Here is a 14674-nt window from a genome sequence, read left to right as displayed (position 1 = left end):
CTGGAGTCGGACCATGGCTGATGTGCGTCGAGTGAAGCTCCCCGGTGTGGGCGTGCTGCACACCTTCGTCACCGACGACGGCGGCAAGTGCGGGGTCATCACGCACCGATCGGGCCACAGCGACCTGATCACGTTCAGCGACGACGCCGACGGCGCCGACGTCAAGAAGGTGTCCCTCCGCCTCAGCGAGGACGAGGCGCACACGCTCGCCGAGCTGCTCGGCGGCACGCGCATCACCGAGTCCCTGTCGGCGCTCGACCAGATCCCCGGCCTCAGCATCGACTGGTTCACGGTCGACTACGACGACCACATCGCCGGCCAGCCGCTCGGCGACCTCGGTGCCAAGGGGGTCGTCGGCCTCACGGTCGTCGCGGTCGTGCGAGGTGACGCGGCGAACCCGGCGCCGTCGGGCGACTTCAAGGTCTTCCCGGGCGACACCCTCGTCGTGGCCGGCAGCCCCGAGAAGGTCGCCAAGGCCTTCGCCTGGTACCGCACGGGCGAGCTGCGCCACCGCAGCCCGGTCGACGCCCCGCCCGGGAGCTGATCGCCGGTGCACCTGGGTGAGGAGCTGGTCGTCCTCGGCGTCCTGCTGCTGATCGCCTACGGGCTGGGCAGGGCAGGCAAGCTGATCGGCCTGCCGTCCATCCCGATCTACATGATCGTCGGCCTGCTGGCGAGCACGAACACCGGCTGGTTCCCGATCAGCTTCGACTCGCACAACATCGAGCTCATCGCGATCTTCGGGCTCATCCTGCTGCTGTTCAACCTCGGCCTCGAGTTCGACCAGGACGAGTTCTTCTCGAACGCGGGTCGCCTGATCGTCTCGGGCGGCAGCTACATCGCCGTCAACATGGGCGTCGGCCTGGTGTTCGGTTTCATGCTCGGCTGGGGCACGCGCGAGGCGCTGATCATCGCCGGCATGACGGCGACGTCGTCGAGCGCGATCGTCACGAAGCTGCTGATCGAGCTGAACCGCCTGGCGAACCGCGAGACGCCGATGATCCTGGGCGTCACCGTCGTCGAGGACATCTTCATCGCCATCTACCTGGCGATCGTGTCGGTGGTGCTCAGCGGCGAGACCGACCCGCTGCCGGTCGTGCTCAAGCTGGTGGTCGCCTTCGCGTTCCTCGTCGCGATGTTCGCGGTGGCGAGATGGGGCGGCGCCGTCGTGTCGAAGTTGATGCGGACCCGCGACGACGAGCTCTTCACGGTGCTGTTCTTCGGCCTCGCCGTGCTCTTCGCGGGCCTCGGCGAGATCCTCGGCGTGACCGACGCGATCGGCGCGTTCCTCATCGGCCTGATCATCGGCGCGACGCGCTACCGCAACAGGGTCGAGCAGTTCGCCTTGCCGATGCGCGACGTCTTCGGCGCCTTCTTCTTCCTCAACTTCGGCCTCGGCCTCAACCCGTCGCTGTTCCCGAGCGTGCTCGGGCCCGTCGCGATCGCGGTCGGCATCACGATCGCCCTGAACGTGATCGCGGGCCAGTTCGTCGCCTGGCTCAACAAGCTCGGGCCGCAGGCGGGCATCAACACCGCCGTGATCCTGCAGAACAGAGGTGAGTTCGCCCTGATCCTCGCGACCCTCTCGGCCGGCGCCGGGCTCGACGAACGTCTGCAGCCGTTCGCGGGGCTGTACGTCCTGATCATGGCGGTGCTCGGCCCGGTGCTCGCCTCCAACTCCGAGCGGATCGGCGGGGTCGTGCTGCGCACCCGCCGGCGGGCCGAGCGCGAGGCGAGCGAGGCCCGGCGCCTCGAACGCGACGCGCGCCACTCGGAGGAGATCGCCCTGATGGAGGCGGCGCTCGCCGGGGACGAGCCGGGCGCCTCGCGCCAGGGCGACGGCAGCGGCCGCAGTGCCGAGGCGGACGCCGACGACGAAGAGGCCCTGCTCGGCACGCGCGAGCGCGCTGCCGCCGAGGCGGCAGCGGAGGCCGACGCCGATGCCGACGCCGCGGACTACGACGACCTCGACGAGCAGGACAGGGCCCGGGCCGCGATCCTCGCCGACCAGGCCGGTCAGCAGTCCGACCAGCGGGCCACGCGTCAGCGCGACCCCGAGTACTGACCCCGAGTCGAGCCCGAGTACTGACCCCGAGCGCTGACGCCGGGTGCTGACCAGGTCCCGATGCAGGTCGCGCGCACGGTAGGCACCCAGCAGGCTCCCGCGGGGGCGCAGGTACCATCGGGCTCGTGACCCGCACCGAGAACCCTCCCGTCTCGCGCGACGTCGACGTGCCCGCCTCCATGTGGGAGGTCGCCCGGCGCCCCCGCTGGATCGCGATGCTCGCCCTCTGCCTCGTCATCTCGGGCATCTTCGCCTGGCTCGGCCACTGGCAGATCGAGCGCAGCGTCGAGAGCGGGCAAGAGGTCAACCCCGGGACCGAGACGGTCAAGGTGCTCAGCGACGTCGTCGACCCGCAGTCGCCGTTCTACGACCGCGTCGGCGGGCAGATGGTCACGCTCACCGGGCAGTTCGCGCCCGACGACTACCGCGTCGTCGTCGACCGCTACAACGGCGGCGACCCCGGCTCGTGGCTGATCGGCCGTCTCGTCGACGACGTCGACGGGTCGTCGGTCGTCGTGGCCCTCGGCTGGAGCAACGACGAGGGCGGTGCCGAGGCCGCCGAGCGCGCCGTGCCGACGGGAACGGTCACCGTGACCGGTCGGTACATGCCGAGCGACCAGCCCTCCGACGGTGACTTCAAGGGCGGCCGCGAGAACGTCGTGTCGGTGCCCATGCTCGTCAACGAGTGGGCCGACCTCGACGGCGACGTGTACTCCGGCTACGTCGTCTCGGCCGACCCGGTCGACGGCCTCGCCGCCATCGACTCGGTGGCGCCCGAGAGCGACCGCTCGCTCAACTGGCTGAACGTCTTCTACGCGATCGAGTGGGTCGTGTTCGCCGGCTTCGCGATCTTCCTGTGGTTCCGGCTGGTGCGCGACCGGTTCGAGCGTGACGTCGACGAGGCCGAGGAGGCGCGGCTCGAGGCCGGGACCGCCTCCTGACCCGCTCCTCCTGCGGTGGTCGACCCGCGCCTCCTGCGCTGGCTCGACGACGACCGACCCCGCCCTGGCCCCGCCGCCTCCGCGGGTAGGATCGAGGCCATGCCCCTGAAGCCCCGGCAACGCGACATCCCGAAGATCCCGGGTGCCGTCAAGTTCTACAAGATCTCCGCCTACGTCACCGGCGTGATGCTGCTGCTGCTCGTCTTCGAGATGGCCTTCAAGTACACGCCCCTGCAGCTCGAGATGCAGCTGGGCGGCGAGGGCGGGTTCCTCGTGCCCGTCGACTCGATCACCACCGGCTTCAACCTGTCGACCGCCATCCTGATCGCGCACGGCTGGCTCTACGTCGTCTACCTCTTCGCCGACTTCCGCCTCTGGAGCCTGATGCGCTGGCCGTTCTCGCGGTTCATCATCATCGCGCTCGGCGGCGTCGTGCCGTTCCTCTCGTTCTTCGTCGAGAGCCACATGACCAAGCTGGCGATGCGTGAGCACGCAGCGCTGGTCGCCGAGCCCACCCCTAGCACCCAGGGAGCCCCCGCGTGACAGAAGCCACCGAGACGGCCCAGAGCCCCGTCCTCGTCGTCGATTTCGGTGCGCAGTACGCGCAGCTGATCGCGCGTCGCGTGCGGGAGGCCAACGTCTACTCCGAGATCGTGCCGCACACGATCACCGCCGCCGAGATCGCGGCGAAGAACCCCGTCGGCATCGTGCTCAGCGGCGGCCCGTCGAGCGTCTACGAAGAGGGCGCGCCGGGTCTCGACCCCGCGATCCTCGAGCTCGACGTGCCCGTGCTGGGCATCTGCTACGGCTTCCAGGCGATGGCCAAGGCCCTCGGCGGCGAGGTCTCGCGCACAGGTCAGCGCGAGTACGGCGCGACCGACGTCACCCTCGCCGAGGGCGACAGCACCTTGCTCTCGGGGCAGCCGACCTCGCAGACGACGTGGATGAGCCACGGCGACTCCGTGTCGAAGGCGCCTGAGGGCTTCGACGTGCTCGCGTCGAGCGCCGCGACCCCGGTCGCCGCCTTCTCGAGCGACGCCCGCAAGCTCTACGGCGTGCAGTGGCACCCCGAGGTCAAGCACTCGTCGTTCGGCCAGGCCGTGCTCGAGAACTTCCTGCACCGCGCCGCCGGCATCCCCGCCGACTGGAACAGCGGCAACGTCATCGCCGAGCAGGTCGCCCGCATCCGCGAGCAGGTCGGCTCGTCGCGCGTGATCTGCGGTCTCTCCGGAGGCGTCGACTCGGCCGTCGCGGCCGCCATCGTCCACGAGGCGGTCGGCGACCAGCTCGTCTGCGTGTTCGTCGACCACGGCCTGCTGCGTGCCGACGAGCGCCGCCAGGTCGAGGAGGACTACGTCGCCTCGACGGGCGTCCGCCTCGTCACGGTCGACGCCGAGCAGCAGTTCCTCGACGCGCTCGCCGGCGTCACCGACCCCGAGCAGAAGCGCAAGATCATCGGGCGCGAGTTCATCCGCAGCTTCGAGGGCGCCGCCGAGGCGCTCGTGCTCGAGGCCGCGGCCGAGGGCGAGTCCGACGTCAAGTTCCTCGTGCAGGGCACGCTCTACCCCGACGTCGTCGAGAGCGGCGGCGGCACGGGCACCGCGAACATCAAGAGCCACCACAACGTGGGCGGCCTGCCGGAGGACCTGCAGTTCGAGCTCGTCGAGCCGCTCCGCACCCTCTTCAAGGACGAGGTCAGGGCCATCGGCCGCGAGCTCGGCCTGCCCGAGGTCATCGTCGGCCGCCAGCCGTTCCCCGGGCCCGGCCTCGGCATCCGCATCATCGGCGAGGTGACGCACGAGCGCCTCGAGCTGCTGCGCCACGCCGACGCCATCGCGCGTGCCGAGCTGACCGCCGCCGGCCTCGACGGCGACATCTGGCAGTGCCCCGTCGTGCTGCTCGCCGACGTCCGCTCGGTGGGCGTGCAGGGCGACGGCCGCACCTACGGCCACCCGATCGTGCTGCGCCCGGTCTCGTCGGAGGACGCCATGACGGCGGACTGGACGCGCCTGCCCTACGACGTGCTCGCCAAGATCTCGAACCGCATCACGAACGAAGTGGACGGCGTCAACCGCGTCGTGCTCGACGTCACGTCGAAGCCGCCGGGCACCATCGAGTGGGAATGAGCGGGTGGGTCTCGATGCGGAGCATCGAACCCGCTCATTCCGGGGGAGCCTGCGACCCCGGTGCCCACCAGTAGGAGCTGAGCATCGCGTTCCGCAGACGCCTCTGCGAAGCGTGCTGAGGCGCGGTGCGAGCCTGCGGGCAGCCTCGCACCGCGTCCTAGGCGAGAAGGGACGTCGTACCGGTGGGCCCACCGGTACGACGTCCCTTCTCGCCTACCTAGGCACGGGTCCGCGGGGCCGAGGGCGCCCGCGCACGGCCCCCGCCGCCCGCGCACAGAACCCCTCGAACACAGAGAGGCGGGGCCCGTCCCTCTCGGAACGAGCCCCGCCTCCTGGTGTCGCTGGCCTGCTAGTCGTTGCCTCGCAGGATGGCGAGGAGACGCAGGATCTCGACGTACAGCCACACGACGGTCATGACCAGGCCGAAGGCGGCCGACCAGCCGTAGATGCGCGGGGCGCCGCGCTCGACACCCGTCTTGATGTTCGTGAAGTCGAGCACCAGCGAGTAGGCGGCCATGAGGATCACGAGGACGCCGAGGGCTGCACCGATCGGGATGTTGGTGCCGGGGATCGGCTCGCTGCGGAGGCCGAACGGCTGGTCGTTGACGCCGAAGAGCATGAGGCCGACGTTGACCAGCGAGAACAGCGCGTAGCCGACCATCGCGACCATGAAGATCTTGGTGGCCTTCGCCGACTCGCGGACCTTTCCGCTCTTGAAGAGCAGCAGGGTGACGACGAAGACGGAGCCCGTCCCGAGCAGGGCCTGCACGGCGATGCCGGGGTAGATCTGCTCGAAGATCGCGGAGATGCCACCGACGAACAGGCCCTGCGCTGCCGAGTAGGCGAGCACGAGGCCGGCCGAGGGCCGCTTCTTGAAGATGTTGACGAGGGCGAGCACGAAGCCCGCGATCGCGCCGACGAACGCCAGGGCGGGGATGAACCAGCCGACGGCTGCTCCCACCGCGACGAGCGCGAAGGCGATGACCGTCTTGACGATCGTGTCCTCGTAGGTCATGCGGTCGGTCTCGACGGGGCCGGCGGCGGGCTGCGTGTAGAGATCCTGCAGCTGCTCGGCGGTCATGCCGTTGTACTCGACGGGGCGCTGTCCCGCTGCGGCGCGCTCCTGCCGGATGACGGCGGCGCCCTTCTCCGAGAAGGCCGGCGACGAGCTGAAGCCGGGATTCGAGAATGCCAAGGGAGTTCCTCTTCTGGTCGTGAGACGTGGTCGCGACGCGAGGTGCTGTGTGCTGCGTCGCCGTTGAGAAGAGGCTAACGGGTGTCGGCCAGGGGAGGGCTGGGGATTTGCCTGATGAGGCCCGTATTCGCGGCAGGCGAACGTGCACCGGCTGCAGGGTTGCACCGTCTCGGGACCGGGGTGCAGCTGCGTGCCGACGCCACGCCTCCTCGTCCGTCACCCGCCGCCGGTACCGTGGCTGCCATGTCGCCTCGCCCCCTCGTCATCGCCCACCGCGGAGCCAGCGGGCACAGGCCCGAGCACGGGGAGGCGGCCTACCGCCTCGCGATCGAGCTGGGCGCCGACGCGATAGAGCCGGACATCGTGCCGACCCGCGACGGCGTGCTCGTGCTGCGGCACGAGAACGAGATCTCGGGCACGACCGACGTCTCCGACCACCCGGAATTCGCCGACCGGCGCACCACCAAGCAGATCGAGGGCAAGGAGGTGGCGGGCTGGTTCACCGAGGACTTCACCTGGGCCGAGCTCAGCACCCTGACCGTGCGCGAGCGCCTGCCGCACCTGCGTCCGCTCAGCGCCGCCCACGACGGGGAGGGCGGCATCCAGCGGCTGAGCGACCTGCTGCGGCTGCTCGACGACGCCCCGCGCGAGGTGGGCCTCGTCGCCGAGGTGAAGCACGCCCAGCACTTCGAGGCGCTCGGGCTGCCCCTCGACGAGCTCGTCGCCGCCGAGCTAGCCGAGCACGGCTGGGCGGACGACTCGCGCCTCACCGTCGAGAGCTTCGAGCAGACCGTGCTGTGGCAGCTGCGCGACAGGGGAGTCGGCGGCAGCCTCGTCTGGCTCGTCGAGAAGGCGGGCTCGGCGGCCGACCAGGTCGCCCGGCTCGGCTCGGCGGCACCGACCTACGCCGACCAGCTCGACGAGTCGTCGCTGACGGCCCTGGTCGAGGCGGGCCTGCACGGGGTGTCGTTCGACAAGGCGATGCTGCTGCACCCCTCCGGCGAGACCCGGCCCGAGCTCGTCGACCGCGCGCACGCAGTCGGTCTCGACGTGTTCGCCTGGACCCTGCGGATCGAGAACGCGTTCCTCGCGAAGGGCAACCGCCAGGCCGGCGGCAAGGAGGCGGAGGGCGACTGGGAGTCGGAGTTCGCCGACCTGATGGCGCTGGGCCTCGACGGGGTCTTCGCCGACCATCCCGAGCGGGCGGTCGCGGTGCGCGAGGGGCTCTGACCTCGAGCGGTGTCGCCGGGCTGGTGCCGGGCCGGTGTCGGCCTTGCGCCGGCCTGGCGCGCCTCCTCCGTCCCGGCTCGGATGTCGGGGGCCCGGCCTAGACTGGCCGCGCCATGACGATCGTGCTCGAGCCCTCTGACGCTTCCGGTTCTGCCGGTGATCCCCTGACCGCGGGGCTGAACCCGCAGCAGAGAGAGGCGGTCGAGTACCGCGGGCAGTCGCTGCTGATCGTCGCCGGTGCCGGCTCGGGCAAGACGAGCGTGCTGACCCGCCGCATCGCCGGGCTGATCGCGACGCGCGAGGCCTGGCCGAGCCAGATCCTCGCCATCACCTTCACGAACAAGGCCGCGGCCGAGATGCGCGAGCGCGTGCAGCAGCTCGTCGGCCAGGCGGCCGAGGGCATGTGGATCTCGACGTTCCACTCGGCGTGCGTGCGCATCCTGCGCCGCGAGGCCGAGCAGTTCGGCTTCACGAAGAGCTTCACGATCTACGACTCGGCCGACTCGAAGGCGCTGCTCAAGCGCATCCTCAAGCAGCTCGACGCCGACTCGCTCGGCTTCACCGTCAGCCAGGCGGCCGGCAAGATCTCGAAGCTCAAGAACGAGCTCAGCGACGTCGAGACGTACGCCCGGCAGATCAACGCCGGCGACCCGCAAGACGTGATGTTCCTCGAGATCTTCCGGCAGTACACGCGGTCGCTGCAGCAGGCGAACGCGTTCGACTTCGACGACCTGATCGCGCAGACCGTCTTCCTGTTCCGGGCGTTCCCGCACGTGGCGGCGACGTACCAGCGACGGTTCCGCCACCTGCTCGTCGACGAGTACCAAGACACCAACCACGCGCAGTACGCGCTGATCCGCGAGCTGACGCGTCCCGTCGACCCCGAGCACGTCGACGCCCTCGAGCGCGGCGGGCAGTTCGTGCAGTCGATGCGCGACGGCAGCGGTCGCATCCCCGGGGCGTCGCTCACGGTGGTCGGCGACAGCGACCAGTCGATCTACGCGTTCCGCGGCGCCGACATCCGCAACATCGTCGAGTTCGAGCGCGACTTCCCCAACTCGAAGGTGGTGCTGCTCGAGCAGAACTACCGCTCGACCCAGAACATCCTCGACGCGGCCAACGCCGTCATCGCCAACAACTTCGACCGGCAGGCCAAGAACCTGTTCACGACGGTCGGCGAGGGCGCCAAGATCGTCGGGTTCACGGGCTACACCGGGCACGACGAGGCGCAGTTCGTCGCCGACGAGATCGCGAAGCTGCACGAGCAGGGCACGGCCTACAAAGACGTCGCCGTCTTCTACCGCACCAACTCGCAGACCCGGGCGCTCGAAGAGATCTTCATCCGCTCGGCGATCCCGTACCGGGTGCTCGGCGGCACGAAGTTCTACGAGCGTGCCGAGATCAAGGACGCGATGGCGTACCTCATCACGGTCGCGAACCCCTCCGACCCGATGGCGCTGCGCCGCATCATGAACGTGCCGAAGCGCGGCATCGGCCCGGCGACCGAGACGGCGATGCAGCGCTGGGCCGACGAGCGCGAGGCGCCCCTGCGCGACGCGATGCGCAACGCGCGCGAGCTCGGCCTCGGCCCGAAGGTGACGGGGGCGATCACCGGTCTCGCTACCCTGCTCGACGAGGTCCAGGCGACGGCCGACACGGCGCCGGTGCACGAGATCCTCACCCGGCTGATCGAGGGCAGCGGCCTGGTGGAGGCGCTGCGGGCGTCGAGAGACCCTCAAGACGAGGCGCGTGCCGAGAACATCGACGAGCTCGTCGCGGTCACGAAAGAATTCCAGCGGAACAACCCCGACGGCACCCTGCTCGACTTCCTCACCGAGGTGACGCTGGTCGCCGCGGCCGATGACCTCGACGACTCGAGCGGCACGGTCTCGTTGATGACGCTGCACACGGCGAAGGGCCTCGAGTACGAGGCGGTGTTCCTCACCGGTGTCGAAGAAGACCTGCTGCCGCACCGCATGTCGGCGAGCGAGCCGGGCGGCCCCGCGGAGGAGCGCCGGCTGTTCTACGTGGGCATCACGCGTGCCCGCAAGCAGCTGTTCCTGTCGCTGGCGATGACCCGTGCGCAGTTCGGCGAGGTGAACGTCGCGATGCCGTCGCGTTACCTGCAAGAGATCCCGGTCGACCTGATCGACTGGAAGCAGTCGCCCGGCATGGCGAACAGCCGAGGAGGCACCCAGCCGCGGGCGCTCAACGCGCGTCGCGAGGGCGGCCCCGACACGAACCGCGGGGCGACGCCGCGCGCGTCGGGCGGCTACGGCAGCGGCAGCTACGACCGCCAGACGGCGGCGGCGAAGACGAAGCCGAAGACCGAGTGGGCGAACCGCGTCACCGGCACGGTGCGAGACAACGGCGACCTGGTGCTCGAGACGGGCGATCGCATCTCGCACGTCGACTTCGGCGAGGGCCGCGTCATGGCCGTCACCGGCGAGGGCGCCCGCCGCATCGCCGAGGTGCTGTTCGACACCGCCGGCCGCAAGAAGCTGCTGATCAAGGTCGCGCCGATCGAGAAGGTCTAGGCGGGTCGAGCGAGCGGGGGCTCGCCGCGTCCTAGGGGCTCGATCGCGCCTCCTGCAGGAAGGCCGTCGTGCCGCCCAGGTGGAGGGCGTCGCCGATCCCCAGGACGAACGGGGCTCCCGGCACGAGCTCGACGGTCGTGCCTCCGGATCGCCGCACCGTCGTTCCGTTGCCGGAGCCGAGGTCCGTGACCCTCACGATGCCCTGGTCGTCGACGACGAGGTGGGCGTGTTCGCGGGACAGCGACCTCGACTCGTCCTCGAGCTCGAGCCTCCGGGGCGACGACGGGTCCGAGGCCGTCGCCGATGATCGGCGGCGGCCCACCACCAGCCCCGCCGACGTGATCCGAGTCCTCGTCCCGTCTGCGAGGCACAGATCGTGGTGGGGCCCCTGCCCGTGGTCCCGGATCGTGGCCGGGGCGGCGGCCGGTGCGACTGACGGCGCGGCTGCCGGCGCGGTGTGCGTGGGCAGGGAGATCCGCGGGGGAGGGGGGATCGGGACGGACGGCGCCCCCGCCACGAGAGGCAGTCGGATCACCTTGCTGAGGAGACCGTCGCGTCGGAACACCTCAACGTCCTCCTCCGCGAGGGGTCGGCTGTGCTCCGGCGCCCGTCGGCGATCCCTCCTCGTTCTCGACCCTCGTGCCATCTCGTCTCCTTCCTGTGGAATGCGCCCCGAACCGTCTGTTCATGTGACATGTTAATGCTGGGCGGCTCAGAGCGGGTCGCCGCGAGAGAGGACCACCCATGGCAAACGTCTCCGTCACCTTCGACGACATCCGCACCCAGGCGACCCAGCTCCGCAACGGACAGCGAGCCATCGAGGACCAGCTGAGCCAGCTCAGGTCGCAGATCGACACCCTCGTCGGCTCGGGGTTCGTGACCGACCGATCCTCGAAGGCCTTCGACTCGGCGTACGGCGAGTTCACCAGCGGGGCGAGCAAGACGATCCAGGCGATCGAGGGGATGGCCGGTTTCCTCGAGGGCGCAGCTGACGCCCTGCAGAGCACCGACGAGCAGCTCGCCAGCAGCCTGCGCTGACGCCCGACCAGATGACGGACGCCCGTCTCGCCGTGCCGGCGGGGCGGGCGACCACCCGAGAGAGGGAGATGACATGGCTCGATCGAGCCTCACGGTCGACACGGGTGACCTCCGGTCGCTGTTCACGACGCTCGGCGAGGTGAAGACGGCGTTCGAGGCAGGCGGTGACGGCATCGACGACGCGGACGCGTGCGGCCATGCCGGCCTCGCGCAGCGCGTCCGGTCGTTCGCCGCAGGGTGGGACGACTCTCGGCGACAGCTCGCCGAGGCGATCGGCGACCTCGGCACGTCCGCACTCGGCATCGCCGACGGCTTCGACGCCGCGGACGCGGAACTCGCTGCGTCGCTGGCAGGTGAGGACTGATGGCGTACTCGTGGTCGTCTCCCCTGGCCGTCGTCCCCGGCGATCCCGCCGTCGTCGACCGGATGGCGCAGCGGTTCTCGCTGACCGCTGAGTCCATCGGATCGGCCGCGTCCTCGTTGCGATCGCTCGACACGTCGTCGGCCGAGAGCGAGGCCGTGGCGGCGTTCTTGCACGCGGCAGCGGACCTGGAGGCGAGGCTCAGCGCGGCACGAGGGCGCTACGTCGAGGCCGGGGCCGCGCTCGGATCGTATGCGGGGTCGCTGGCGAGCGCCCTCGACGAGTCGCGTCCCGCGGTGCGCGACAACGACCGTGCGAGGGAGGACTTCGACGCCGCCGACCGCCTCGTGACGACCTACGAGGGACGCGCGATGCTCGAGCCCGAAGGGCCGGCGAAGCAGCAGTACGAGGACTGGGCTGCGGCGCAGGAACTGAGACGCGAGGAGGCGCGTGACCGGATCGCGACGTCGGCTCGCCGCCTCGCTGCCGCCCATGCCGCCGCCGACGCCGCCGCTGTGGTCGCGATCCGGCGGTTCGACGACGCCACGGACGACGGCCTGCACGACTCGTTCTGGGACGACCTCGGCGGCGTGGCCCACGCGGTCGGGACGGCGGTCGGCGATGTCGGTGATGCGATCACCATGGCCTGGGAGGGATCGGCGCTGCGCGATGCGCTCGCTCCGGGCTTCGAGTCGTTCCAGGACTGGATGCGCGAGAACGATGCGTGGATCGGGAAAGTTCTGGAAGTCGTGGATCGGGTCGGCATGATCGTGGGGATTCTGTCGCTAGCTCTCCCGTTCCTGGGGCCGATCGCCCTAGCTTTGGCGCTCCTGAGTGTCGGACTTACCCTCGCTCGGTCGCTCGCAGGGACTTCCACCCTCGTCGATCTCGGCTTCGCAGCTTTCTCCTTGCTGACGCTCGGTACAGGGAAAGTCTTGACGAACAGTGCGCAGAGGTCAGTAGCTGCACTGCGCGGGGCGCAAGCTGAAGCCCTCGTGGCTGAGGGCATGACGTCGTCGCTTGCACGGGCCACCGTCGCCAAGGCCTTCTACCGGAGCAGGCCTCGAGCTCTCAGCCCGGTACTTTTCTCGGCGGGGGGCGACGCGGCTACGGCCCACCTGATGCTTTATGTCGCCAAGGAACGGCCAGGCGCGTCGGCGGCCGAGTTGGCGCACGCTGCTGACCTCATGCAGGGCTTGCGACCTCTGCGAGCTCTGGCATGGGCGGGGCAGGTGCAGAGCGTCGGCTCGGAGGTCTGGTCCGCCGCAGTGGACCTCCGCGAACGACTTCCCCTTGCGTCGTCTCGCACGGTCTTCGGTACAGCATGGTGAGCCGGTTCCCCATGCCACGCCGAACGTGGTTCGACTGGTTGGTCTTCGCCTCCGTTTTCCTGGCTCATCTCGGATACTGGGGAGGGAGCGCAGTCTTTGCGGTGGTGGCTCTGGTCCGGCAAGCACACGGCGAACCTGCCCCGTCCGGTGATGAGCTGATGCGGACGAGTGAGAGCTGGCCTCCGCTCGACCTCCCTTCGTGGCCGTTCTGGGTCTCCATGCCGTTGCTCGTCGTCGCGGTGGCGCGCACCGTGCGAGCGACGGCTATTCCGTCCAGTTGGAGCCCGACCGTGACAGCGGTGTTCGCGCTGCTCGGGGGCGTGGACGGCCTCCTCTTCGCGGTCGCCTTCCTCGATATGCCGGAATGGCCCCGGGACTCGGTCATCCCGGGCACTGTCCTTTGCATCGCCGGCACAGTCGGTCTCTGCAACGTCCTCGTGCGACACGTCCTGAGCGCCGCTATTCGACGGACTGCGGCGCAGCACTCCCGAAAGCGTCACGTCTCCCGGAGCGAGCGGTGAAGGGGGCGGGGTACGTGACCCGCGACTCTGGGGCGCGCGGTGCCTCCTACTCGGTCGTGGTGCCGCCGGGCTTCATCCGCATCCCAGGAGGCGCGGGGCCGGAGACGGCGCTGGCGACGGTACTTGATCAGCTGTACGAGACCAGCCCCGGTCCCGAGTTCGAGACGCGTTTCGTCGACGCCCTCCGGCGGGTCGGCGACGCCGACGTGCACCACGCGGTGCTCGACTCGTACGTGACGGCCGGTCCCGTGCCGGACGCGGGCGTGGCGTGCAGCATCGTGTTCGCCGCCGTGCCCGTCACGCGCAGCGCGCACAGCGACCTCGACCGACTGCTCCTCGCGCGGGTCGCGGCCGGTGCGACGCCCACGGTGGTGGGAGGCGACCCGGCGGTGTCGTGGGAGCTCGAGGCTGCGGCGCCTCACGAACGCGAACGGGTCCTCCGGCGCCGAGCCGTCCTCGCCCGCGTCGTGGGGCACGACCACCTGCTGGTCTCGATCGTCCTCACCGTCGTCGCGGATGAGGCGCCCGAGGCTCGGGGCCGCGGAGAGGTGGCCGACGCGTTCGTCGAGCTCTTCGACGCGGTGTTGACGACCGTCCGTTGGCGCGACGACCGCGGCCGCCTCATCACTGATCGGCCGGTCGAGTGACGCTCACCCTCGCCGCCCCGCCTCCCTCGACCTGCCCACAGCCCGACACCGATCAGGAGAACGCCCCATGACCGACTCGCCTCACGCCGTGGCCCCGCGGGACGACCCGCCGATGGAGATCCTCGTCGGCTACGACGCGACCACGTGGATCTGCCTGCCGCCCTCGTGGCCGCACCAAGGCCACGAGGGGCCGCGCTCGTGGGTGGCCGCCACCGTCCGTGACGTCTGCACGAGGTCCCTTGGCACCTCGCGTGCGAACAAGCGCTGGTTGACCAGGACCCTCGAGCACCTCGCCGAGTGGCAGGACGAGGACGAACTCAGGTACCTGCACCTGCCGTCCGTCACGAGCGAGTTCCTGCTGCTCCGCATCCAGTACGCCTTCTGCGAGGGCGACCGTGACGACCTGCTGCGACGCCTCGTCCTCACGACGGATCTCGACGCTCTGGAGCCTCCCGCGCTGCAGGACGTCACCGCCCATGGTCTCGGGCGAGGACTCCGGGGCCTGGTGCACGCCGACGTCGCCGGTCAGCTGACCACGATGGTCGCGACCGCGTTCCGGTCCGAGCCCTTCGACCTGCGCATCGCCTGCCAGCTCGGTCCGCCGGAGAACGTGCCGCTGCTCCTGCCCGTCGTCGACGACTTCATCGACGGCATCAGCGTCGTCCGAGCGGAGTGAGGCTCT

14 protein-coding genes are annotated in these 14674 nt (G+C 70.2%); 12 read left to right on the top strand and 2 right to left on the bottom strand.

Going from position 1 to position 14674, the window contains the following annotated elements; translation table 11 throughout:
* Nucleotides 1-31: 31 nt before the first annotated feature.
* The 5 genes from ACZZ97_RS12220 to guaA all read left to right on the top strand — a co-directional run bounded on the left by ACZZ97_RS12220 (nt 32) and on the right by guaA (nt 5132).
* Complete coding sequence (locus ACZZ97_RS12220) at nt 32-544, top strand: cation:proton antiporter regulatory subunit (protein ID WP_233569095.1); 513 nt, start codon at nt 32-34, stop codon at nt 542-544.
* 6 nt (nt 545-550) lie between these two features.
* A complete protein-coding gene (locus tag ACZZ97_RS12215) occupies nt 551-2065 on the top strand; it encodes a cation:proton antiporter (protein ID WP_314103015.1) in 1515 nt (504 codons plus the stop codon).
* A gap of 125 nt (nt 2066-2190) precedes the next feature.
* Nucleotides 2191-3006, top strand: coding sequence for an SURF1 family protein (locus ACZZ97_RS12210; protein WP_463473334.1), 816 nt, complete (start codon nt 2191-2193; stop codon nt 3004-3006).
* 99 nt (nt 3007-3105) lie between these two features.
* The gene (locus tag ACZZ97_RS12205) at nt 3106-3549 is read left to right on the top strand and encodes a DUF3817 domain-containing protein (RefSeq protein WP_123547737.1); all 444 of its coding nucleotides are present in this window, start codon (nt 3106-3108) and stop codon (nt 3547-3549) included.
* Nucleotides 3546-5132 (top strand): glutamine-hydrolyzing GMP synthase, encoded by a 1587-nt coding sequence (gene guaA / locus ACZZ97_RS12200; RefSeq protein WP_123547738.1) that lies wholly within the window; start codon nt 3546-3548, stop codon nt 5130-5132. The genes ACZZ97_RS12205 and guaA overlap by 4 nt, the downstream gene beginning before the upstream one ends.
* A 349-nt stretch (nt 5133-5481) precedes the next feature.
* On the opposite strand, the gene ACZZ97_RS12195 is transcribed toward guaA, so the two are convergent.
* Nucleotides 5482-6327: a Bax inhibitor-1/YccA family protein gene (locus tag ACZZ97_RS12195; protein WP_314101910.1), complete on the bottom strand. Its 846-nt coding sequence runs from the start codon at nt 6325-6327 to the stop codon at nt 5482-5484.
* A gap of 243 nt (nt 6328-6570) precedes the next feature.
* Here ACZZ97_RS12195 and ACZZ97_RS12190 point away from each other — a divergent pair, with 243 nt between their 5' ends.
* Both ACZZ97_RS12190 and ACZZ97_RS12185 read left to right on the top strand, forming a co-directional pair.
* On the top strand, nt 6571-7557 hold the full coding sequence (locus ACZZ97_RS12190) for a glycerophosphodiester phosphodiesterase family protein (protein ID WP_463473333.1): 987 nt from the start codon (nt 6571-6573) through the stop codon (nt 7555-7557).
* A 113-nt stretch (nt 7558-7670) separates the two neighbouring features.
* Entirely contained in the window at nt 7671-10094 is a 2424-nt protein-coding gene (locus tag ACZZ97_RS12185; RefSeq protein WP_463473332.1) for an ATP-dependent helicase, read from the top strand.
* A 31-nt stretch (nt 10095-10125) separates the two neighbouring features.
* On the opposite strand, the gene ACZZ97_RS12180 is transcribed toward ACZZ97_RS12185, so the two are convergent.
* Nucleotides 10126-10419, bottom strand: coding sequence for an FHA domain-containing protein (locus ACZZ97_RS12180; RefSeq protein ID WP_463473331.1), 294 nt, complete (start codon nt 10417-10419; stop codon nt 10126-10128).
* A gap of 419 nt (nt 10420-10838) precedes the next feature.
* Between ACZZ97_RS12180 and ACZZ97_RS12175 the strand changes: the two genes are divergently transcribed.
* From ACZZ97_RS12175 to ACZZ97_RS12155, 5 genes are all read left to right on the top strand, one after another.
* Entirely contained in the window at nt 10839-11132 is a 294-nt protein-coding gene (locus ACZZ97_RS12175; protein WP_123547744.1) for a WXG100 family type VII secretion target, read from the top strand.
* Nucleotides 11133-11205: 73 nt separating this feature from the next.
* Nucleotides 11206-11496 carry a type VII secretion target gene (locus tag ACZZ97_RS12170; protein WP_463473330.1) on the top strand — a complete coding sequence of 97 codons (291 nt, stop codon included), beginning with the start codon at nt 11206-11208 and terminating at the stop codon, nt 11494-11496.
* A complete protein-coding gene (locus ACZZ97_RS12165; RefSeq protein WP_463473329.1) occupies nt 11496-12824 on the top strand; it encodes a hypothetical protein in 1329 nt (442 codons plus the stop codon). Before ACZZ97_RS12170 ends, ACZZ97_RS12165 begins: the two co-directional genes overlap by 1 nt.
* 535 nt (nt 12825-13359) lie before the next feature.
* On the top strand, nt 13360-13992 hold the full coding sequence (locus ACZZ97_RS12160; RefSeq protein ID WP_463473328.1) for a hypothetical protein: 633 nt from the start codon (nt 13360-13362) through the stop codon (nt 13990-13992).
* Between the two features lie 67 nt (nt 13993-14059).
* Nucleotides 14060-14668, top strand: a complete 609-nt coding sequence (locus ACZZ97_RS12155; protein WP_463473327.1) for a hypothetical protein — start codon at nt 14060-14062, stop codon at nt 14666-14668.
* The last annotated feature ends 6 nt before the right edge of the window (nt 14669-14674 follow it).

The sequence above is a fragment of the Frigoribacterium sp. AC512 genome, from assembly GCF_979258295.1.
The sequence above is the reverse complement of the archived record's forward strand: the minus strand, read 5'-3'. Positions and strand labels throughout refer to the sequence as shown.